The sequence below is a fragment of the Micromonospora sp. ATLC20 genome (assembly GCF_057196585.1).
The window spans coordinates 1-18,754 of the sequence record NZ_JBXUOV010000113.1 but is presented as its reverse complement, the minus strand read 5'-3'; the positions used below and the strand labels follow the sequence as shown (position 1 = coordinate 18,754).

Here is an 18,754-nt window from a genome sequence, read left to right as displayed (position 1 = left end):
CCGCCGCCGCGGCCCGCGCGGCGGAGGAGCCGCAGGAGTCCTGACCCCCGCCGCGCGGGCGCGCGCGCACGGGCGGATCATGTGTGCCGGTGGGGACGACACCTGAGCGGGTGGAGACGGTGGCATGAGCGAGCGGATCGGGGCGCGCGTCGGGCGGCGTGCCCGTGCCGGTGACCGGGACCGGTGGCAGTACGGCGGCGCGGCCGGGCGGGAGGCGGCGTGAGTAACCCCGGCTACGGCAACGGCGACCTGCCGGCCGTCTTCCCGGACTGGTCGCCCTACACGGACCTGGAGTCGGCCGCGCGGGCGTACCTGCGGGACCCGGACATCGCGCTGGAGGCGCTCGACGGCGTGCTGCGCGGCGCCTCCGTGCTCGGCTTCACGCTGGAACGCTTCGTCAACGAGGTGAACGGGGTGTGGCAGGAGGTCGTCGTCTGCGACGGCAGCCGGCTGGTGCTCTGGCACGGCGAGGACGTGCCGCCGGGGGAGGGGCCGCCCGGCGCGATGACCTCGTCGCTGCGGGTGGTGCCGCTGTCCACCGTCACCGAGGTCGGCTGCCGGCGGCGGCTCATGCGCGCCGACAACGGCACCGTACGGGTCGACAGCATCGACGTGTACCTGCTGCTCAGCTCGCTGGACGAGGCGCCACCCAGCGACGAGGCGATCGGCGCGCCCCGGCACGACGCGCTGCGCTTCGGCAAGACGCTGGACGACGGCGGGGCCGGGCAGATCGCCCGGCTGGAGGAGTTCGCCCGGCTGGTCGCCTCGGTGGTCGGCCGGCCCCTGCTCTGAGGCGGACGCACGACGGGCCGGGAACGTGTGTCCCCGGCCCGTCGTGTCCGTCCACGGTCAGTCGTCGGCCTCCGGGCCGGCCACCTCCACGCCGTCGCTGCCGCGCACCACGTGGATGCACTCGCCCGGGCACTCCTTCGCCGAGTCGATCACCTCGAGGCGCAGGTGCTCCGGCACGTCCACCCGGGCGCCCGGGGCCTGCCGCAGCTCGCCGTCCGGGCCCTTGACGTACGCCAGGCCGTCGACGTCGAACTCGAAGACCTCCGGCGCGTACTGCACGCAGAGCCCGTCACCGGTGCAGAGGTCCTGATCCACCCAGACCTGCAACTGGTCGGTCGCGACGTCGGTCACGAAGCACCCCCCATGTTCTCCCGTCCCACACTCCGACGGTACCCGAACGCCCGTACCCGCCCCGCGACCAGCCCTTCGCGATCAAGCTTCGGTGACGAGCGCGTTGCTGTGGACCGAATCGGGCTCATAGCGGCTAGTGTTAGGTCAGAACGTTCAAGCCCCCCGGGGAGGTGGGACGTGGCACGCAGCGACGACGCGGACTCGCGCGCCGCACGGTGGGAAAAGGAAGCCCACGATCTCTCCACGCAGGTCGCGTTCCTGCAAGAGGAACTCGCTCTGGTGCGGCGCAAGTTGACCGAAAGCCCCCGACACGTCCGGCAGCTCGAAGAGCGGCTGGCGGCCACCCAGGCACAGTTGGCGCGGCTGACCGAGAACAACGAACGGCTCGTGAGCACCCTCAAGGAGGCTCGCGCGCAGATCGTGACGCTCAAGGAGGAGATCGACCGTCTCGCCCAGCCGCCGAGTGGCTACGGCGTCTTCCTGGCCAAGCACGACGACGGCACGGTGGACGTGTTCACCGGCGGGCGCAAGCTCCGGGTGGCCGTCTCGCCCTCGCTGGAGGTCGACGAGCTGCGCCGTGGCCAGGAGGTCCTGCTCAACGACGCGCTCAACATCGTCGACGCGTTCGGCTACGAGCGGGTCGGCGAGGTGGTGATGCTCAAGGAGATCCTGGCGGGCCCCGAGGGCGCTCCGGGTGACCGGGCGCTCGTGGTCTCGCACTCCGACGAGGAGCGCATCGTGCACCTCGCCGAGACCCTGATCGGCAGTGCGATCCGGGCCGGCGACTCGCTCATGATCGAGCCCCGCTCGGCGTACGCGTACGAGCGGATCCCGAAGAGCGAGGTCGAGGAACTGGTCCTGGAGGAGGTGCCCGACGTCAACTACGAGGACATCGGTGGCCTCCAGGCGCAGATCGAGCAGATCCGCGACGCGGTGGAACTGCCCTTCCTGCACTCCGACCTGTTCCGCGAGCACCAGCTCCGGCCGCCGAAGGGCATCCTGCTCTACGGCCCGCCCGGCTGCGGCAAGACGCTCATCGCCAAGGCGGTGGCGAACTCGCTGGCCAAGAAGATCGCCGAGCGGGAGGGCAAGGAGCGGCACACCAGCTTCTTCCTCAACATCAAGGGCCCTGAGCTGCTCAACAAGTACGTCGGCGAGACCGAGCGGCACATCCGGCTGATCTTCCAGCGGGCGCGGGAGAAGGCCGGCGAGGGCACCCCCGTGATCGTGTTCTTCGACGAGATGGACTCCGTGTTCCGCACCCGCGGCTCCGGCGTCTCCTCCGACGTGGAGAACACCATCGTCCCGCAGCTGCTCAGCGAGATCGACGGCGTCGAGGGCCTGGAGAACGTCATCGTCATCGGCGCCTCCAACCGGGAAGACATGATCGACCCGGCGATCCTGCGCCCCGGCCGGCTCGACGTGAAGATCAAGATCGAGCGGCCGGACGCCGAGGCGGCGAAGGACATCTTCTCCAAGTACATCCTCGCCGGCCTGCCGCTGCACGCCGACGACCTGGCCGAACACGGCGGCGACGCCCAGGCCACCGTCGCGGCGATGATCGACGCGGTGGTCCTGCGGATGTACTCCGAGACCGAGGAGAACCGCTTCCTCGAGGTCACCTACGCCAACGGCGACAAGGAAGTCCTCTACTTCAAGGACTTCAACTCCGGCGCGATGATCCAGAACATCGTCGACCGGGGCAAGAAGATGGCCATCAAGGAGTTCCTCACCTCCGGCCGCAAGGGTCTGCGGCTGCAGCACCTGCTCGACGCCTGCGTCGACGAGTTCCGCGAGAACGAGGACCTGCCCAACACCACCAACCCCGACGACTGGGCGCGCATCTCCGGCAAGAAGGGCGAGCGGATCGTCTACATCCGCACGCTCGTCTCCGGCGGCAAGGGCGCCGAGGCCGGACGGTCCATCGAGACCGCCAGCAACACCGGTCAATACCTGTAGTCCGACCCCCTCGACGAAGGCCCGTGGCGTACGCGCCACGGGCCTTCGCGCGTACCGGGGAAGCCGCCACACCGGACCCGGCGCTGCCGCCGCGCCCCCTGCGCGCGTCACGCCGACTACGCTCGACGTGACGGGGACCGGGACGGCGAGCGGAGCGGGCAGGTCGATGAGCGTTAGACGGATCATGGGCACCGAGGTCGAGTACGGCATCTCCGTGCCCGGTCAGGCCGGAGCCAACCCGATGGTCACCTCCTCCCAGGTGGTGAACGCCTACGGGGCGCGGCCGGAACTCAACCGGGGCGGCCGGGCCCGCTGGGACTACGAGGAGGAGTCGCCACTGCGCGACGCCCGCGGCTTCACCTACTCCGGCGCCGCGTACGACCCGGCCGAGGCGCTCGCCGACGAGGACCTCGGGCTGGCGAACGTCATACTCACCAACGGCGCCCGCCTCTACGTCGACCACGCGCACCCGGAGTACTCCACGCCCGAGGTGACGAACCCCCTCGACGTGGTGCGGTGGGACAAGGCGGGGGAGCGGGTGATGGCCGAGGCGGCCCGCCGCGCCGCGACCATCCCGGGCACCCACCCGATCCACCTGTACAAGAACAACACCGACAACAAGGGCGCCAGCTACGGCGCGCACGAGAACTACCTGATGCGCCGGCAGACGCCGTTCGCCGACATCGTGGCGTACCTGACGCCGTTCTTCGTCACCCGGCAGATCGTCTGCGGCGCCGGGCGGGTCGGCATCGGCCAGGACGGCGGCCAGGCCGGCTTCCAGATCTCCCAGCGGGCCGACTTCTTCGAGGTCGAGGTGGGACTGGAGACGACGCTCAAGCGGCCCATCATCAACACCCGGGACGAGCCGCACGCCGACGCCGACAAGTACCGCCGGCTGCACGTCATCATCGGCGACGCCAACCTCTCCGAGATCTCCACGTTCCTCAAGGTCGGCACCACCTCGCTGATCCTCGCCATGATCGAGGAGAAGGCACTCGGCGCGGACCTGGGCATCGCCGACCCGGTGGCCGAACTGCGCGCGGTCAGCCACGACCCGTCGCTCAAGCACCTGATGCGGATGCGCGACGGCCGCAAGCTCACCGCGCTGGACGTGCAGTGGGCGTACCTGGAGCGGGTCAGCTCCTTCGTGGACGACCGCTACGGCAAGGACGTGGACGCGCAGACCGCCGACGTGCTGCGCCGCTGGGAGAGCGTGCTGGACCGGCTCGGCCGGGACGCCTTCGAGTGCGCCGACGAACTGGACTGGGTGGCCAAGCTGCGGCTGCTGGAGGGTTACCGGGAGCGGGAGAAGCTCGCCTGGGGCTCGCACAAGCTGCAACTGGTCGACCTGCAGTACTCCGACGTGCGGCCGGAGAAGGGCCTCTACCACCGGCTGGTGCAGCGCGGCTCGATGAAGACGCTGCTCACCGACGAGCAGACACGCACCGCGATGACCGAGCCGCCGGAGGACACCCGGGCCTACTTCCGGGGCCGCTGCCTGGACCGGTACGCCTCCGAGGTGGTCGCCGCGAGCTGGGACTCGGTCATCTTCGACGTGGGCCGGGAGTCGCTGGTCCGGGTGCCGATGATGGAGCCCGAGCGGGGCACCCGCGCGCACGTCGGTGAGCTGTTCGACCGCTGTGAGAGCGCTAAGGATCTGCTGGAGACGCTCACCGGCGGGTGACCCCGATGCCGGAAGGCCCGCCGGGTGCCGGAAACGGGCACGCGACGGGCCTTTCGTCGCTCCCGCGAGGTAAGTTGATCGCAGGCGATCGTGGAGGAGGCACCACCATGGCGACGCAAGAGGGTGGGCAGACCCAGTCCGGCAAGTCCCGCGAGGAGGTCGAGGAGGTCACCGCTGAGGCCAACCCCGAGGTGGCCGAGCGGCACGCCGAGATCACCGAGGACGTCGACGACCTGCTCGACGAGATCGACTCCGTCCTGGAGGAGAACGCCGAGGAGTTCGTGAGGGGCTACGTACAAAAGGGCGGTCAATAGGGCATATGTCCGTTTCGTCCGTAGGGCGACGGGCGGGCCGTCAACCGCCGGCACCACGATGATCGCGCCGGACGGGTGCGCGGGATAATCTGCTTCAACTGCAACGGTGGTCTTGGCCGGTCCCGGGACAGTCCCGTGGGGCCGGCCGGGGCGATCACGTACCTGAGAGGAACCACGTGGCAGCGGGTTTTGATCCATCCGGGCGTCTTCCAGATGTGTTCACCAACGCGGGGACGTCCTCCTTCACAGCGTTCCTGAGCAAGGTGGCCCCCGAGATGCTGCCCGGCCGTCGGCCGCTGCCGCCCGGCATGGCCGCCGACATGGCGCCGCACGCGACCACCATCGTGGCCATCTCGGCCGCCGGTGGTGTGGTCATGGCCGGCGACCGGCGCGCCACGATGGGCAACCTGATCGCCCAGCGCGACATCGAGAAGGTGCACCCGGCCGACGCGTACTCGCTCGTCGGCATCGCGGGCACCGCCGGCATCGGCATCGAGCTGATGCGACTGTTCCAGGTGGAGCTGGAGCACTACGAGAAGATCGAGGGCGCGATGCTCTCGCTCGACGGCAAGGCCAACCGGCTGGCGTCGATGATCCGCGGCAACCTGGGCGCGGCCATGCAGGGCCTCGCGGTGATCCCGCTGTTCGCCGGCTTCGACCTGGCCGCGAGCGACCCGGCGCGGGCCGGGCGGATCTTCAGCTTCGACGTGACCGGTGGCCCGTACGAGGAGACCGGTTACGACGCGATCGGCTCCGGTTCGCTGTTCGCCAAGTCCGCGCTGAAGAAGCGGTTCCGGGCCGGCCTGTCGGTCGAGGACGCGACGCGGCTGGCGGTCGAGGCGCTCTACGACGCGGCGGACGACGACACCGCCACCGGCGGCCCCGACCTGACCCGGCGGATCTACCCGGTCGTGATGACCGCTACCGCCGAGGGCACCCACCGGCTCACCGACGCCGAGACGGCGGCGATCGCGGAGAGCGTGGTGTCCGGCCGGATGGAGAACCCCGGCGGCTGATGCCGCCCCGCACCGTCCACCGAGTCAGCAGTCCCGCAGAAGGAGAACCGCCGCCGTGGCCATGCAGTTCTACGCCTCGCCCGAGCAGATCATGCGCGACCGCTCCGAGCTGGCCCGCAAGGGCATCGCCCGGGGCCGCAGCGCGGTGGTCCTGAGCTACGCGGGCGGGGTGCTCTTCGTCGCCGAGAACCTGTCCAGCACGCTGCACAAGGTCAGCGAGATCTACGACCGGATCGGCTTCGCCGCTGTCGGCCGGTACAACGAGTTCGAGAACCTGCGCCGCGCGGGCGTGCGGATGGCCGACCTCAACGGGCTCAGCTACGACCGCCGCGACGTGACCGGCCTGGCCCTGGCGAACGCGTACGCGCAGACGCTCGGCGCGATCTTCACCGAGCAGTCGAAGCCGTTCGAGGTGGAGATCTGCGTGGCCGAGGTGGGCGCCAGCGCCGAGGACGACTCCCTCTACCGGGTGACCTACGACGGCTCGGTGAACGACGAGCCGGGCCGGATGGCGATGGGTGGCCAGGCCGAGGCGATCAGCGGGGTGCTGAAGAACGAGCATCGGCCGGAGATGTCGCTGTCGGAGGCGGTCCGCGCCGCCATGAAGGCGCTGAGCAGCGTCGGCGGCGAGGGTGGTGCGGCCCGCACGATCGCCGCGAACCAGCTCGAGGTGGCGGTCCTGGACCGGCGCCGGGTGGGGCGTACGTTCCGGCGGATCACCGGCGCGGCGCTGACCGCGCTGCTGAACGGCGAGGCCGAGGGGGACGTCGCGCCGGCGCCGGGCCGGGCGAAGACGCCGACGGTGCCGACGGAGGAGGCGAAGAAGCCGACCACGTCGGCGGGTTCGGCCGATCTGGAGGGCAACGCGGAGGACAAGCCCGCCGAGTGAGATCCGCGCTCGCGGACCCCGCCACCTCGCCGAGGTGGCGGGGTCTTTCGTGTACGGAGCCCGCCACCTCCCCGATCCGGTGGGGGAGATCGCAAGCGGCGAGCGTCGGCGCTGCCCATCGGAGGCTCCGGGCGGCTAGTGTCTCATCATGGAGCGGCGAATCTTCGGCCTCGAAACCGAGTACGGCGTCACCTGCACCTATCGCGGGCAACGCCGACTGTCCCCCGACGAGGTCGCGCGGTACCTGTTCCGGCGGGTGGTGTCGTGGGGCCGGTCGAGCAACGTGTTCCTCCGCAACGGCGCCCGCCTCTATCTCGACGTCGGTTCGCACCCGGAGTACGCGACTCCGGAGTGCGACTCGGTGACCGACCTGGTGGCACACGACCGGGCCGGTGAGCGGATCCTGGAGGGGCTGCTCGTCGACGCGGAGAAGCGGCTGCACGACGAGGGCATCGCGGGCGAGATCTACCTGTTCAAGAACAACACCGACTCGGCCGGCAACTCGTACGGCTGCCACGAGAACTACCTGGTGTCCCGGCACGGCGAGTTCGGCCGGCTGGCCGACGTGCTCATCCCGTTCCTGGTCACCCGGCAGTTGATCTGCGGTGCGGGCAAGGTGCTGCAGACGCCGCGCGGCGCGGTCTACTGCCTGTCCCAGCGGGCCGAGCACATCTGGGAGGGCGTCTCGTCGGCGACGACCCGCAGCCGGCCGATCATCAACACCCGGGACGAGCCGCACGCGGACGCGGAGCGCTACCGCCGGCTGCACGTGATCGTCGGCGACTCGAACATGAACGAGGTCACCACGCTGCTGAAGGTCGGCACCGCCGACATCGTGCTGCGGATGATCGAGGCCGGCGTGGTGATGCGCGACCTGACGCTGGAGAACCCGATCCGGGCCATCCGCGAGGTGTCGCACGACATCACCGGCCGGCGCAAGGTGCGGCTGGCCTCCGGCAAGGAGGTCTCGGCGCTCGAGATCCAGCAGGAATACCTGGCCAAGGCGACGGAGTTCGTGGAGCGCCGGGGCGGCGACCAGACCGCGAAGCGAGTGGTCGACCTGTGGGGCCGGGTGCTGCGCGCGGTCGAGACCGGCGACCTGGACCCGGTGGCCCGGGAGATCGACTGGGTCACCAAGCTGAAGCTGATCGAGCGCTACCAGCGCAAGCACGACCTGCCGCTGTCGCACCCGCGGGTGGCGCAGATGGACCTGGCCTACCACGACCTGCGGCGCGGGCGCGGCCTGTACGGGCTGCTGGAGCGCCGCCGCGAGGTGGACCGGGTGGCGACCGACCCGGAGATCTTCGAGGCGAAGGAGACGCCGCCGCAGACGACCCGGGCGCGGCTGCGCGGCGAGTTCATCCGGCACGCGCAGGAGAAGCGGCGCGACTTCACCGTGGACTGGGTGCACCTGAAGCTGAACGACCAGGCGCAGCGCACGGTGCTGTGCAAGGACCCGTTCCGGGCCTACGACGAGCGGGTCGAACGGCTGATCGCCAGCATGTGATCGTGCGGGCGGCCGGTGCCCGGCACCGGCCGCCCGTCCACGGGTACGCTGGCGTCGCGATGAACACTTCCGAATCCGCCGGTGGGCCCGGCCGCGAGACGTCCTCGGACCGTGACGGCACCGAGAAGCTCAACTGGATCGACCGCCGGCGGGAGAAGATCCGCGCCGAGATCGAACGCAACAGGCGCGGCGACTACACGGTGCCGACGTGGGTGCTGGCGGTGGCGCTGGCGCTGATCGTGGGCGCCTGGCTCGGGCTGATCCTCTTCCTCGGCTGAGCGCCGCGCCGGTCAGCCGAGTCCGCGACGCCGGCCGCGCCTGTCCCGCGACGCCGGCCACCGCGGTCCGGCAGCGGGCCGCGCCGGTCAGGTCAGCAGGCCCGCCGCGTACCGGCCGGCGGCGGCCGCGGCCAGGAAGTAGGCGTGGTCGGCGTCCAGGCCCCGGCCCATCGTGGACAGGCCTACCGGACTTGCCCGCAGCGCCGCGTCCAGGCCGTCCGTCGGCACGGTGACGATCCGGTGCCGGTCGGCCAGCGGCGTCAGCGCGGCGGCGACCTCCGCGGCCAGGCCGGGGTCGAGACCATCCGGCACGACCAGCTCCGCGGGGGCCAGCGCCACCCGGCCGTACGCGGTCAGGCTGTGGTGGGAGACGCCGCGGTGCCGGGGCCGGGCGTCGGCGTCGGAGATGCGCAGCGAGCCGACCGGGCGTCCGCCCAGCGTGGCGATCGCGTTCACCGCCTCGCCGACGGCGACGCCGGAGAAGCCCCACCGGGTGCCGGTGCCGAGGTTGCCCGGACCTTGGGCGACGATCGTCAGGTCGGCGTCGAGCACGTGCCGGGCGGCGAGCAGGCCGCTGTGCAGCGTGCTCGCCTCCAGGTCGCCGCCGAACGCCTGGCCCACGCTCACCGTCCCCACGAGGTGCCCGGCCAGCCCGGCCAGGGTGCGGGAGAACCAGGCCGGCAGCGCCCCGCCGTCGGTCAGCACGTACGCGACCCGGGCGTCGGGCGCGTCGACGCGTACCCCGGCCAGGATCGCCGGCAGCGCGGAGTGCAGGTCGGCGGTGACCACCGGCATGCCGTCGACGGTGTCGGCGGCGGCGAGCCGGTCGTGGTGCGGTGACGCTTCCTCGTCCACGCCGAGCAGGATCGGTTGCAGTGGCGTGTAGCGGGCCTTGACCAGATGCCCGGCGTCGCGGCTGTCGCCGGCCTGCGGCGGGTCCGGGGGCAGCCGGTCGGGCAGCGCGACGACCAGCGCGTAGCCGCCGGTGCCGAGGCCCATCAGCAGCGCGCCCGCGTTGAGGAGCACCCGGTCACCGGGTTCCGGCTCGCCGACCAGGGCCGGGTAGGCCAGGGCGCGCATCCTGGTGCCGTCGGGCAGGTCGACGTCGAGTTCGACGGCGCCGGTCCACCGTCGCCGTACCGTCGTCACCGTGCCGGACCGCCATCGCACCATGCGGTGCACGGTATCGGCCGCCACCGGGACGGGCGCCGGGCGGGTCAGGCGTCCGGGTCGTCGACCGGGCGGCCCGCCTCGTCCTGGGTGGTGCGGGCAGTCCGGCCGGCCGAGCGGGACCGGGTGGGGTCGAGGAAGACGTACGCGATCTCCGGGAAGTGCCCGGTGAGCCGGCGTTCGGCCCCGTCGGCCGCGGCCTCGATGTCGGCGCCGGTGGCGTCGTCGCGGAAGTCGACCTTGGCGGCGACGAGGATGTCGTCCGGGCCGAGGAACATGGTCATCAGCGTGTCGACCCGGTCCACCGTCGGCACGTCGGCCAGTTCCCGTTCGATGCGCCGGTGCAGCCGGTCCGACACCGAGCGGCCCACAAGCAGCGAGATGTTGCTGCGCGCCAGGACGGCGGCGACCACGAGCAGCAGCACGCCGATGAGGATCGAGGCGATGCCGTCGTACAACTCGTCGCCGGTCAGGTGCGACAGGGTGAGCCCGCCGGCGGCGATCAGCAGGCCGATCAGCGCGGCGCTGTCCTCCAGGAAGACCGCCTTGACGGTGGTGTCGGCGGTCAGGCGCAGGTAGCGGCGCGGGGTGGTGCCCCAGCGGCGGGACTCGCCGCGCACCTGCCGGACCGCCCGGGCCAGCGACACCGACTCGATCGCGAAGGAGACCGCCAGCACCACGTACGCGACGAGGTATTCGCCGCTGTGCTCGTGCACCAGGATGGTGGTGACGCCGTGCGTGATGGCGAAGCCCGCCCCGGCGACGAAGGTGAACAGCGCGGCGAGGAACGCCCAGACGTAGCTCTCCTTGCCGTACCCGAAGGGGTGCCGGGTGTCGGCGGGCCGCGCGCCGCGGCGCAGTGCCAGGTAGAGCAGTACCTCGGTGGTGGTGTCGGCGAGCGAGTGGGCGGCCTCGGAGAGCATCGCCGCCGAGCCGGAGATCAGGCCCGCGACCAGCTTGGCGACGGCGATGGCGAGGTTCGCCGCGCCGGCCACCACGACGGTGCCGACGCTCTCGGTCTTGACCTCCGGTTCCGCCATGCGATCACCCTATGACCGGTCGATGTCCGCCGCCGGGCGGGAAGACCCCCGCGCCGCGCCGCGCGGGTGCCCGCGCCCGACGTGCGGGCTGCTAGCGTTTGGGCCGTGTCCCGGACCCGTACCGAACGCCTGGTCAACCTGGTGATCTGCCTGCTGTCGACGCGACGCTTCCTGACCGCCGCGCAGATCGCCGCGACCGTGCCCGGCTACGAGCACGACCCGGACGACGCCAAGGACCACGAGGCGTTCCAGCGCAAGTTCGAGCGCGACAAGGCCGAGCTGCGTGAGCTGGGGGTGCCGCTGGAGACCGGCACGGCGAGCGTCTTCGACGCCGAGCCGGGTTACCGGATCGCGCCGCGCGCGTACGCGTTGCCCGACATCCCGCTCGAACCGGACGAGGCCGCCGCGGTGGGCATCGCCGCTCGGCTGTGGCAGCACGCCGGCCTGGCCGCTGCCGCGTCGTCCGGGCTGGCGAAGCTGCGCGCCGCCGGCATCGACGTCGACCCGCAGGCCACGCTGGGCCTGGAGCCGATGGTGACTGTCGACCCGGCGTTCGCGCCGCTCACCGCCGCCGCGCGGGACCGCCGCGAGGTGAGCTTCGACTACCGGGTGCCGGACCGGGACGCGCCCACCCGCCGCCGGGTGCAGCCGTGGGGCGTGGTGTGCTGGCGCGGCCGGTGGTACGTGGTCGGCCACGACCTGGACCGCGCGGCGACCCGCTGCTTCCGGCTGTCCCGGGTGGTCGGCACGGTCCGGGCGACCGGCGAGCCGGGCGCCTACGAGCCGCCCGCCGGTGTCGACCTGATCAGCCACGTGGCCCGCTGGTCCGGGCCGGTGGAGCGCACCGGCCGGGCCACCGTGCTGGCCACACCGGGGCGCGCCGCCGGGCTGCGCCGCTGGGCGGTGGAGTGCCAGGCCGGTCCGGACGGCGACCGGCTGGTGCTGCCGTACGCCGACGCCGACTACCTGGCCGGTCAGATCGTCGGGTACGGCCCGGACGTCCGCGTGCTGGAGCCACCGGAGGTGCGGGAGGCGGTCATCCAGCGCCTCAAGGAGGTCGCCGCCCGCCACGACGAGCTGGCAGTGACCGGGGGTGCCCGGTGACCCGCCCGGCGGCCCGCGCGGGCCGTGCCTCCGCCGACCGGCTGGCGCGGCTGCTCAACCTGGTGCCCTACCTGCTGGCCCGGCCCGGCATCGAGATCGCCGAGGCGGCGCACGACCTCGGCGTGACCGAGAAGCAGCTCCGGGAGGACCTGGAACTGCTCTGGGTGTGCGGGCTGCCCGGCTACGGCCCCGGTGACCTGATCGACATGGCGTTCGACGGCGACCGGGTGACGATCACCTACGACGCCGGCATCGACCGGCCGCTGCGGCTCACCCCGGACGAGGCCCTGGCGCTGGTGGTGGCGCTGCGGATGATCGCCGAGACGCCGGGCGTGGCCAACCGGGAGGCGGTCGAGCGGGCACTCGCCAAGATCGAGAACGCCGCCGGTGACCTGGCCGGAGCGCCGGTCGAGGTCCGTCTGCCAGGTGACAGCGCCCGGGTACGCGAGCTGCGCGCCGCCGTCGAGCGTGGCCGGGCGCTGCGGATCACCTACTACACGGCGGCCCGGGACGAGACCACCGAACGCACCATCGACCCGCTGCGGATGCTGATGGTCGGCGGCCGGGCGTACGTGGAGGCGTGGTGCCGCCGCGCCGAGGCGGTGCGGCTGTTCCGGGCGGACCGGATCGACGCGGTGACCGAGCTGCCGGAGCAGGCGGTCGTGCCGCCGCAGGCCCGCCCGCACGATCTGAGCGACGGGGTGTTCCGCCCGTCGGCCGACCTGCCGCTGATCACGCTGCGGATCGGCCGGGGCGAGCGGTGGATCACCGAATACTATCCGTGCGAGCGGGTCGAGGCCGACGGCGAGCAGTGGGTGGTGTCGCTGCGCGTCACCGACCTCGGGTGGGCCCGGCGGTTCGTGCTCGGGCTCGGCCCGGAGGTGACCGTGGTGGCCCCGGCCGAGCTGGCCGAGCAGGTACGCGCCCAGGCCGTGGCGGCGCTCGACGCGTACGCCGCCCCGGCCGGCAGCGCCGACCCGGCGGCCTCCGGCGTCACCCGATAGGCTGACCGCCGTGGTGACGTGGATCGTGCTCGGGGTCGTGGTGTTCGCGCTGGTCGTACTGGCCCTGGCGATCCGTCCGGTGGTGAGCCGCCTGCCTGGGCTGCGCCGTTCCGCGCTGGCGTTGCAGCGCCGGGCGGGCGAGGCCGAGTCGCTGCGGTCGGCCGCCGAGCAGTTGCAGGCGCGGGCCGAGTCGCTCCAGGAGCGGGCGGCGCTCGCGCAGGAGCGGATCACGTTGATCAAGGCCAAGCGCGGCGACTGATCGACGGCTGTCGGCCCGGTGAGCGTCGTCTGCGCGTTCCCGGGTGGTTACGCGCAGGAATGCGCGGACCTGGACGGTTGACGGGACACTTCGGGTTGGTCGAAACTTCACCGATCGGGCCCGCACCGGCAGGCCCGCGGGGGTGGCAAGCCGCTGCGACACACGTACGATGGGCGACGACCTACCCCTCACCGACACAGAGCGACTGGAGCTTCCCATGGGTGCCCTCAAGCCGTGGCACATCGCCGTACTCGTGGTCGTGCTGATCCTGCTGTTCGGCGCGAAGCGGCTCCCCGACGCGGCCCGCTCGCTGGGCCGCTCGCTGCGGATCATCAAGGCCGAGACCAAGAGCCTGCACGACGACGACCGCGATCTCGCCGAGAAGGCCGACGCGCAGGCCGGCTACCAGCCGCTCCAGCCGCAGCAGCCCGTGCAGGGGCAGCCGTACGCCCAGCAGCAGTACACGCAGCAGCCGTACGCGCCGCAGCCGCAGCAGCCCGTGGCCCCGCCGGCCGACCCGGTGCAGCGCGTCCGCGAGAACTGATCCGAGAGGGCCTCAATCACCGTGGCCTTCGGGTTGAAGAAGCGCGGCCCGAGCAACTTCGCGCGGGCCGCCGACGGCTCGATGACGCTCATCGAGCACATCCGTGAGCTGCGTAACCGGCTGTTCCGGGCGTCGCTGGCGATCCTGGTCGGCTTCGGCTTCGGCATCTGGCTGGCCGAGCCGGTCCGGGTGCTGCTGTCGAAGCCCTACTGCGACCTGCCGCAGTCGTTCGACCCGGCGACCGGCAAGTGCAAGTTCGTGCAGCTCGGTGTCGCCGACGTCTTCCTGCTGAACCTCAAGATCGGCCTCTGGGTGGGCCTGATCATCGCCGCGCCGATCTGGCTCTACCAGCTCTGGGCGTTCATCGCACCCGGCCTGCACCGCCACGAGCGGCGGTACGCGTACGTCTTCACCGCCCTGGCGGCCCCGCTGTTCGCGGCCGGCGCGGTGCTGGCGTTCTTCGTCACCACCAAGGGGCTCGAGTTCCTGCTCGACGTCTCCGGCGACGACATCGCGACCAATCTCGAGGTGACCCGCTACATATCGTTCGTCACGAACCTGATCCTGCTGTTCGGTGTGGCGTTCGAGTTCCCGCTGATCGTGCTGATGCTCAACTTCGTCGGCCTGGCCAGCGCCAAGCGACTGCTGAGCTGGTGGCGGGTGGCGGTGTTCGTGTTCTTCGCGTTCTCCGCCGTGGTGACGCCGACGCCCGACCCGTTCGGCATGACCGCGCTGGCGATCTGCCTCTGCGCGCTCTACTTCGCCGCGGTGGGGGTGGCGTTCCTCAACGACAGGCGGCGCGGCCGCGGCCGTGAGGCCTACGCCGGCATCGCCGACGACGAGGTGTCACCGCTGGACCTGTCGGACGAGCCGGTGCCCACCGGCGGCCGGATCGCGGCGTCCGAGCCGATCGGCGCACCCGAGCCGATCGTCGCCCCGAAGCCGATCGAGCGCCGCTACGACGACATGACCTGACCGACCCCGCTCACCGCCGGACGCCGTCCCCACCTCACGGGGACGGCGTCCGCGTCTCCACGGCAGCCCTTCCTACCCCTCCCGGCGCGCCCCACCCCATCCCACGTCGATCTTGGACTTTGTGCCCGCCCAGTGCCCGATATCCACTCTTTGCCCGGGCCGAAACTGCAAGATCGCCGGGGCGGGGCGGGGCGGGGCGGGGCGGGGCGGGGCGGGGCGGGGCGGGGCGGTCAGGTGAGGCGGCGGGCTGCTGTGGGGTGGGGTGGGGGGACGGAATCCGGGTGCAGGATGGCGGCTATGGTCTCGGCGCCGTCGACCAGGCGCGGCCCGGCGCGCACGATCAGCCCGTCCGCGTCCAGCGCCCACACCTGCGCGTCCGGGAAGTGACCGGCCACCGCGGCGGCCTGCTCGGCCGCGCCGTCGAGACGGAACCCGCACGGCGCCACCAGCACCACCTCGGGACGGGCGGACCGTAGCGCCGCCCAGGTGGTGGGCGTGGACCGGGCGCGGCGATGGGTGGCGACCGGCTCGCCGCCGGCGACGTCGACCAGGTCGGGGATCCAGTGCCCGGCGCCGAACGGCGGGTCGACCCACTCGACCACCGCGACCCGTGGCCGGGGCCGGCCCGCCACCGCCGCGCGGACCGCCGCGAGCCGGGCCCGCAGACCGTCGACGAGGGCCTCCGCGCGTTCCGGCACCCGGGCCGCCGTGCCGACCGCGCGGATCGACGCCAGCACGTCGTCGAGGGTGTACGGGTCGAGTGACAGCACGTCGGCCCGGCACCCCAGGTGGTCCACGGCGTCGGCGACCCGGCCCGAGGGCAGCGCGCAGACGCGGCACAGGTCCTGGGTGAGGATCAGGTCCGGGTCCAGCCCGGCCAGCGCACCGGCGTGCAGCGTGTAGAGGTCGGCGCCGGCCGCCACCTGCGCCCGGACGTACGCGTCGATGTCGCCGGGACTCATGCCGCGGGTGTCCCGGCCGCCGACGACCACTGTGGTGCCCGACCGGTACGACGCGGGCACCTCGCACTCGAACGTGACGCCGACCAGGTCGTCGCCGAGGCCGAGCGCGTACACGATCTCGGTGGCGGAGGGGAGCAGGGAGACCAGCCGCATGCCGCCATCATGCCCCGCGCGCGGACCACCGCCGGCCGGGGCCGGACTTCGGTCGCCCTCGGGCCTTGCCGGGACGCCGTACCCGCTTAGACTCTGCTGACTCCGCCGAGCCCCCCGGGCGGTGTGCCGGGGTGCGTCGGCGCCCCGTTCCGGTCAGCCCGTCTGACCTGCGCTCCGGAGAACCCGATGAAGAGCCGTACCGCCGCCGTCCTGACCGTCCTCTGCGCGGCCACCGCGCTCACCGCCTGCGGTGACGACGAGCCCGCGCCGAAAGGCCAGCAGGTGCCGGTGACCGCCACCGACACCAGTTGCGAGGTCACCACCACGCTGTTCACCCCCGGCACCGTCACCTTCACCGTGACCAACCGGGGCCAGCAGGCCACCGGGGTATACGTCTACGGCCGGGAGGGCGACGCCTTCACCAAGGTGATCGCCGAGGTCGCGGACGTGCCGGCGGGCCGCACCGGCGACCTGCGCGCGTCGCTGCAGACCGGCACGTACGAGGTGGCCTGCAAGCCCGGCCGGCAGGGCGACGGCGTGCGCACGAAGATCATCGTGTCCGACGACGGCAACCTGGCCAGCGCCGCGGCCGAGGTGGCCTACGACCGGTCGGTGACGATCGAGCTGACGGACGACGCGATGACCGGTGTGGACGCCCTGATCGCGGAGCCCGGCGAGAAGCTCGCGTTCAAGGTGACGAACAAGACCGCCGGGGCCCGGACGCTGTACGTGCTCAACCCCGACGGCAAGCGGGTCGCCGAGATGAAGGCCGAGGCCAACGGCACGGCCGAGACGGTGGTGACACTGGGCGCGGCGGGGGACTGGTCGCTGAAGGTCAAGGGCGACGGCGTGCCGTCGGTGAGCAAGCGGCTGGTGGTGCGCTGAGGCGGCCGCGAAAACCGTCGATCCGGGTGCATCCACCGGGGAGGGTCGGGGCGAAGCAATGGTCGTGACGACAGTCACGGACCTGGTCGCTTCGACGAAAGGCTCCCCGATGAACATCGCTCGTCTCGCCGCCCGGCTGGCCGTGGGCGCCACCGCGGCGGCGGTGGCCACCACCGCCGTCGCCGTGCCCGCCCAGGCCGGCACCAAGCAGCCGGGTACGCGGTCGCTGGCCGCCGTGCTCACCGCCGACAAGAGTGGCTTCGACCGCAACTCGCGGGACTTCGACGTCCTCACCAAGGCGGTCCTGACGGTGCTGCAGGCCAAGCCGGACTCGCCGGTGAAGGTGCTCACCGACGGCACCGTCGCGCTGACCGCGTTCGTGCCGAACGACTACGCGTTCCGCGAGCTGGTGCGGGACATCACCGCCGCGAAGAAGCTGCCCGGCGAGAAGGCCGCGTTCGACGCGGTCGCCGGCCTGGGCGTGGACACCGTGGAGGACGTCCTGCTCTACCACGTCGTGCCCGGCGCGACGATCGACCGGAAGGCGGCGCTGAAGGCCGACGGCGCGGACCTGACCACCGCGCTCGGCGCCACCGTCGAGGTGGACGTGAAGCGCTGCTGGTACGGCCGCGAGGTGCGCCTGGTCGACGCCGACACCAGCGACCGCAACGCGAAGGTGGTGCGGTACGACATCAACAAGGGCAACAAGCAGATCGCGCACGCGGTGGACCGGGTGCTGCGCCCGATCGACCTCCCCTGAACCACCCCCGCCACGGCGCCCGGCACCCCCTGCCGGGCGCCGTCGGCGTGTGCCGCCCACCCGCCGTGTGACCTGGGTCTGGTGGGCGGCGCGAGCTGTGCCGTACGGTGCTCGCCGTGACCGCGCACGATCATGTCCCGCCCGGCCCCGTCGCCGTGCTCGCCAACCCGACCGCGGGCCGGGGGCGGCACCGGGGTCTGCTGCCCGGGATCCTGGAGCGCCTCGCCGGAGCGGGCCGCCCGGTCGAGTTGCTGCGCGCGCGTACCCCCGAGGAGGCGGAGGCGGCGTGCCACACCGCGGTCGCCGGCGGCGCCGGGGCGCTCGTCGCAGTGGGCGGCGACGGCACCGTGCACCGGGCGATGCAGGCGGTCGCCGGCACCGATGTGCCGTTCGGGCCGGTCCCGGCGGGCACCGGCAACGACTTCGCGGTGGAGACCGGCTTCCCGGCCGACCCGACGGCCGCGGTCGAGGTGATCACCGCGGCGCTCGCCGCCGGCCGCTCCCGGCCGGTGGATCTGGCGCGGCTGTCCCGGCCCGGCGAGGCCGGCCGCTGGTTCGGCGCGGTGCTCGCGGCCGGCTTCGACGCGATCGTCAACGAACGCGCGAACCGGATGCGCTGGCCGCGCGGCCCGCGCCGGTACGACCTGGCGATCGTGGTGGAGCTGGCCCGGCTGCGGCCGCGCCGCTACCGGCTGGTCCTCGACGGGGTGGCGCAGGAGGTCGACGCGGTGCTCGTCGCGGTGGGGAACACGGCCAGCTACGGCGGGGGCATGCGGATCTGCCCGGACGCGGACCCGCACGACGGCCTGCTGGACCTGGTGGTGGGCGGCCGGTTCGACAGGCGCACGCTGATGCGGGTCAAGCCGCAGATCTACCAGGGCACCCACGTCACGCACCCGCTGGCGCGCGTCTACCGGGCGCGGACGGTGGAGCTGGCCGCCGAGGGCATCACCACGTACGCCGACGGGGAACGCTCCCTCGACCTGCCGGTGACAGTCACCGCCGCGCCGGCGGCGCTGCGGCTGCTGCGCTGACCCCCGCCGGGTCCGCCGCGGACGGCGGGCCGGGAACGGCCGGCGGCGCTGGAGAAGGCGGCGCGGGCGAGGGC

Annotated in this window: 21 protein-coding genes; 17 read left to right on the top strand and 4 right to left on the bottom strand. The window is 72.6% G+C overall.

Annotation, left to right across the window (positions count from 1 at the left end; translation table 11 throughout):
- Positions 1 to 219: 219 nt before the first annotated feature.
- Positions 220 to 792 (top strand): hypothetical protein, encoded by a 573-nt coding sequence (locus AC2CHG_RS21395; RefSeq protein WP_013476950.1) that lies wholly within the window; start codon positions 220 to 222, stop codon positions 790 to 792.
- A gap of 57 nt (positions 793 to 849) precedes the next feature.
- Here AC2CHG_RS21395 and AC2CHG_RS21390 read toward each other — a convergent pair whose 3' ends face one another.
- A complete protein-coding gene (locus tag AC2CHG_RS21390; protein WP_043324386.1) occupies positions 850 to 1,143 on the bottom strand; it encodes a ferredoxin in 294 nt (97 codons plus the stop codon).
- A 177-nt stretch (positions 1,144 to 1,320) separates the two neighbouring features.
- Here AC2CHG_RS21390 and arc point away from each other — a divergent pair, with 177 nt between their 5' ends.
- The 8 genes from arc to AC2CHG_RS21350 all read left to right on the top strand — a co-directional run bounded on the left by arc (position 1,321) and on the right by AC2CHG_RS21350 (position 8,790).
- Positions 1,321 to 3,102, top strand: coding sequence for a proteasome ATPase (gene arc / locus AC2CHG_RS21385; protein ID WP_018784497.1), 1,782 nt, complete (start codon positions 1,321 to 1,323; stop codon positions 3,100 to 3,102).
- A gap of 166 nt (positions 3,103 to 3,268) precedes the next feature.
- Positions 3,269 to 4,786: a depupylase/deamidase Dop gene (gene dop, locus AC2CHG_RS21380; RefSeq protein WP_355512578.1), complete on the top strand. Its 1,518-nt coding sequence runs from the start codon at positions 3,269 to 3,271 to the stop codon at positions 4,784 to 4,786.
- Positions 4,787 to 4,893: 107 nt separating this feature from the next.
- Complete coding sequence (locus tag AC2CHG_RS21375; protein WP_013286106.1) at positions 4,894 to 5,100, top strand: ubiquitin-like protein Pup; 207 nt, start codon at positions 4,894 to 4,896, stop codon at positions 5,098 to 5,100.
- 75 nt (positions 5,101 to 5,175) lie between these two features.
- On the top strand, positions 5,176 to 5,358 hold the full coding sequence (locus tag AC2CHG_RS21370; RefSeq protein ID WP_357208756.1) for an endonuclease domain-containing protein: 183 nt from the start codon (positions 5,176 to 5,178) through the stop codon (positions 5,356 to 5,358).
- Positions 5,277 to 6,116, top strand: coding sequence for a proteasome subunit beta (gene prcB, locus AC2CHG_RS21365; RefSeq protein ID WP_181726645.1), 840 nt, complete (start codon positions 5,277 to 5,279; stop codon positions 6,114 to 6,116). Before AC2CHG_RS21370 ends, prcB begins: the two co-directional genes overlap by 82 nt.
- Positions 6,117 to 6,171: 55 nt before the next feature.
- Entirely contained in the window at positions 6,172 to 7,005 is an 834-nt protein-coding gene (prcA, locus tag AC2CHG_RS21360; RefSeq protein WP_262016168.1) for a proteasome subunit alpha, read from the top strand.
- A 148-nt stretch (positions 7,006 to 7,153) separates the two neighbouring features.
- A complete protein-coding gene (pafA, locus tag AC2CHG_RS21355) occupies positions 7,154 to 8,512 on the top strand; it encodes a Pup--protein ligase (protein WP_013286109.1) in 1,359 nt (452 codons plus the stop codon).
- A gap of 59 nt (positions 8,513 to 8,571) precedes the next feature.
- Positions 8,572 to 8,790 carry a hypothetical protein gene (locus AC2CHG_RS21350; RefSeq protein WP_262016167.1) on the top strand — a complete coding sequence of 73 codons (219 nt, stop codon included), beginning with the start codon at positions 8,572 to 8,574 and terminating at the stop codon, positions 8,788 to 8,790.
- A gap of 87 nt (positions 8,791 to 8,877) precedes the next feature.
- Here the strand turns inward: AC2CHG_RS21350 and AC2CHG_RS21345 are convergent, their stop codons facing one another.
- Together AC2CHG_RS21345 and AC2CHG_RS21340 are read right to left on the bottom strand one after the other, a co-directional pair.
- On the bottom strand, positions 8,878 to 9,963 hold the full coding sequence (locus AC2CHG_RS21345) for a DUF3866 family protein (RefSeq protein ID WP_484525421.1): 1,086 nt from the start codon (positions 9,961 to 9,963) through the stop codon (positions 8,878 to 8,880).
- Positions 9,964 to 10,007: 44 nt separating this feature from the next.
- On the bottom strand, positions 10,008 to 11,000 hold the full coding sequence (locus AC2CHG_RS21340) for a cation diffusion facilitator family transporter (protein WP_484525420.1): 993 nt from the start codon (positions 10,998 to 11,000) through the stop codon (positions 10,008 to 10,010).
- A 105-nt stretch (positions 11,001 to 11,105) separates the two neighbouring features.
- On the opposite strand from AC2CHG_RS21340, the gene AC2CHG_RS21335 reads away from it, so the two are divergent.
- The 5 genes from AC2CHG_RS21335 to tatC all read left to right on the top strand — a co-directional run bounded on the left by AC2CHG_RS21335 (position 11,106) and on the right by tatC (position 14,886).
- Positions 11,106 to 12,104: a helix-turn-helix transcriptional regulator gene (locus tag AC2CHG_RS21335; protein ID WP_013286115.1), complete on the top strand. Its 999-nt coding sequence runs from the start codon at positions 11,106 to 11,108 to the stop codon at positions 12,102 to 12,104.
- Positions 12,101 to 13,108 (top strand): helix-turn-helix transcriptional regulator, encoded by a 1,008-nt coding sequence (locus AC2CHG_RS21330; RefSeq protein ID WP_484525419.1) that lies wholly within the window; start codon positions 12,101 to 12,103, stop codon positions 13,106 to 13,108. The genes AC2CHG_RS21335 and AC2CHG_RS21330 overlap by 4 nt, the downstream gene beginning before the upstream one ends.
- 10 nt (positions 13,109 to 13,118) lie before the next feature.
- Positions 13,119 to 13,367, top strand: a complete 249-nt coding sequence (locus tag AC2CHG_RS21325) for a hypothetical protein (RefSeq protein ID WP_135239965.1) — start codon at positions 13,119 to 13,121, stop codon at positions 13,365 to 13,367.
- A 217-nt stretch (positions 13,368 to 13,584) separates the two neighbouring features.
- Positions 13,585 to 13,911 carry a Sec-independent protein translocase subunit TatA gene (tatA, locus tag AC2CHG_RS21320; RefSeq protein WP_194801580.1) on the top strand — a complete coding sequence of 109 codons (327 nt, stop codon included), beginning with the start codon at positions 13,585 to 13,587 and terminating at the stop codon, positions 13,909 to 13,911.
- A 21-nt stretch (positions 13,912 to 13,932) separates the two neighbouring features.
- A complete protein-coding gene (tatC, locus tag AC2CHG_RS21315) occupies positions 13,933 to 14,886 on the top strand; it encodes a twin-arginine translocase subunit TatC (protein ID WP_262016164.1) in 954 nt (317 codons plus the stop codon).
- A gap of 230 nt (positions 14,887 to 15,116) precedes the next feature.
- Here the strand turns inward: tatC and AC2CHG_RS21310 are convergent, their stop codons facing one another.
- Positions 15,117 to 16,001, bottom strand: coding sequence for an ABC transporter substrate-binding protein (locus tag AC2CHG_RS21310; RefSeq protein ID WP_484525418.1), 885 nt, complete (start codon positions 15,999 to 16,001; stop codon positions 15,117 to 15,119).
- A 186-nt stretch (positions 16,002 to 16,187) separates the two neighbouring features.
- On the opposite strand from AC2CHG_RS21310, the gene AC2CHG_RS21305 reads away from it, so the two are divergent.
- The 3 genes from AC2CHG_RS21305 to AC2CHG_RS21295 all read left to right on the top strand — a co-directional run bounded on the left by AC2CHG_RS21305 (position 16,188) and on the right by AC2CHG_RS21295 (position 18,680).
- Entirely contained in the window at positions 16,188 to 16,886 is a 699-nt protein-coding gene (locus AC2CHG_RS21305) for a hypothetical protein (protein ID WP_484525417.1), read from the top strand.
- 109 nt (positions 16,887 to 16,995) lie between these two features.
- Positions 16,996 to 17,646, top strand: a complete 651-nt coding sequence (locus tag AC2CHG_RS21300) for a fasciclin domain-containing protein (RefSeq protein WP_410054970.1) — start codon at positions 16,996 to 16,998, stop codon at positions 17,644 to 17,646.
- Positions 17,647 to 17,753: 107 nt separating this feature from the next.
- Positions 17,754 to 18,680: a diacylglycerol kinase family protein gene (locus AC2CHG_RS21295; RefSeq protein WP_484525416.1), complete on the top strand. Its 927-nt coding sequence runs from the start codon at positions 17,754 to 17,756 to the stop codon at positions 18,678 to 18,680.
- Positions 18,681 to 18,754: the final 74 nt, after the last annotated feature.

Excerpts from the sequence above, each read along its gene's own strand:
- AC2CHG_RS21345 (WP_484525421.1), bottom strand. The coding sequence starts at position 9,963 with ATGGTGCGATGGCGGTCCGGCACGGTGACGACGGTACGGCGACGGTGG.
- dop (WP_355512578.1), top strand. The coding sequence starts at position 3,269 with ATGAGCGTTAGACGGATCATGGGCACCGAGGTCGAGTACGGCATCTCC.
- AC2CHG_RS21375 (WP_013286106.1), top strand. The coding sequence starts at position 4,894 with ATGGCGACGCAAGAGGGTGGGCAGACCCAGTCCGGCAAGTCCCGCGAG.
- AC2CHG_RS21350 (WP_262016167.1), top strand. The coding sequence starts at position 8,572 with ATGAACACTTCCGAATCCGCCGGTGGGCCCGGCCGCGAGACGTCCTCG.
- tatA (WP_194801580.1), top strand. The coding sequence starts at position 13,585 with ATGGGTGCCCTCAAGCCGTGGCACATCGCCGTACTCGTGGTCGTGCTG.
- pafA (WP_013286109.1), top strand. The coding sequence starts at position 7,154 with ATGGAGCGGCGAATCTTCGGCCTCGAAACCGAGTACGGCGTCACCTGC.
- AC2CHG_RS21300 (WP_410054970.1), top strand. The coding sequence starts at position 16,996 with ATGAACATCGCTCGTCTCGCCGCCCGGCTGGCCGTGGGCGCCACCGCG.
- AC2CHG_RS21305 (WP_484525417.1), top strand. The coding sequence starts at position 16,188 with ATGAAGAGCCGTACCGCCGCCGTCCTGACCGTCCTCTGCGCGGCCACC.
- AC2CHG_RS21310 (WP_484525418.1), bottom strand. The coding sequence starts at position 16,001 with ATGCGGCTGGTCTCCCTGCTCCCCTCCGCCACCGAGATCGTGTACGCG.
- AC2CHG_RS21340 (WP_484525420.1), bottom strand. The coding sequence starts at position 11,000 with ATGGCGGAACCGGAGGTCAAGACCGAGAGCGTCGGCACCGTCGTGGTG.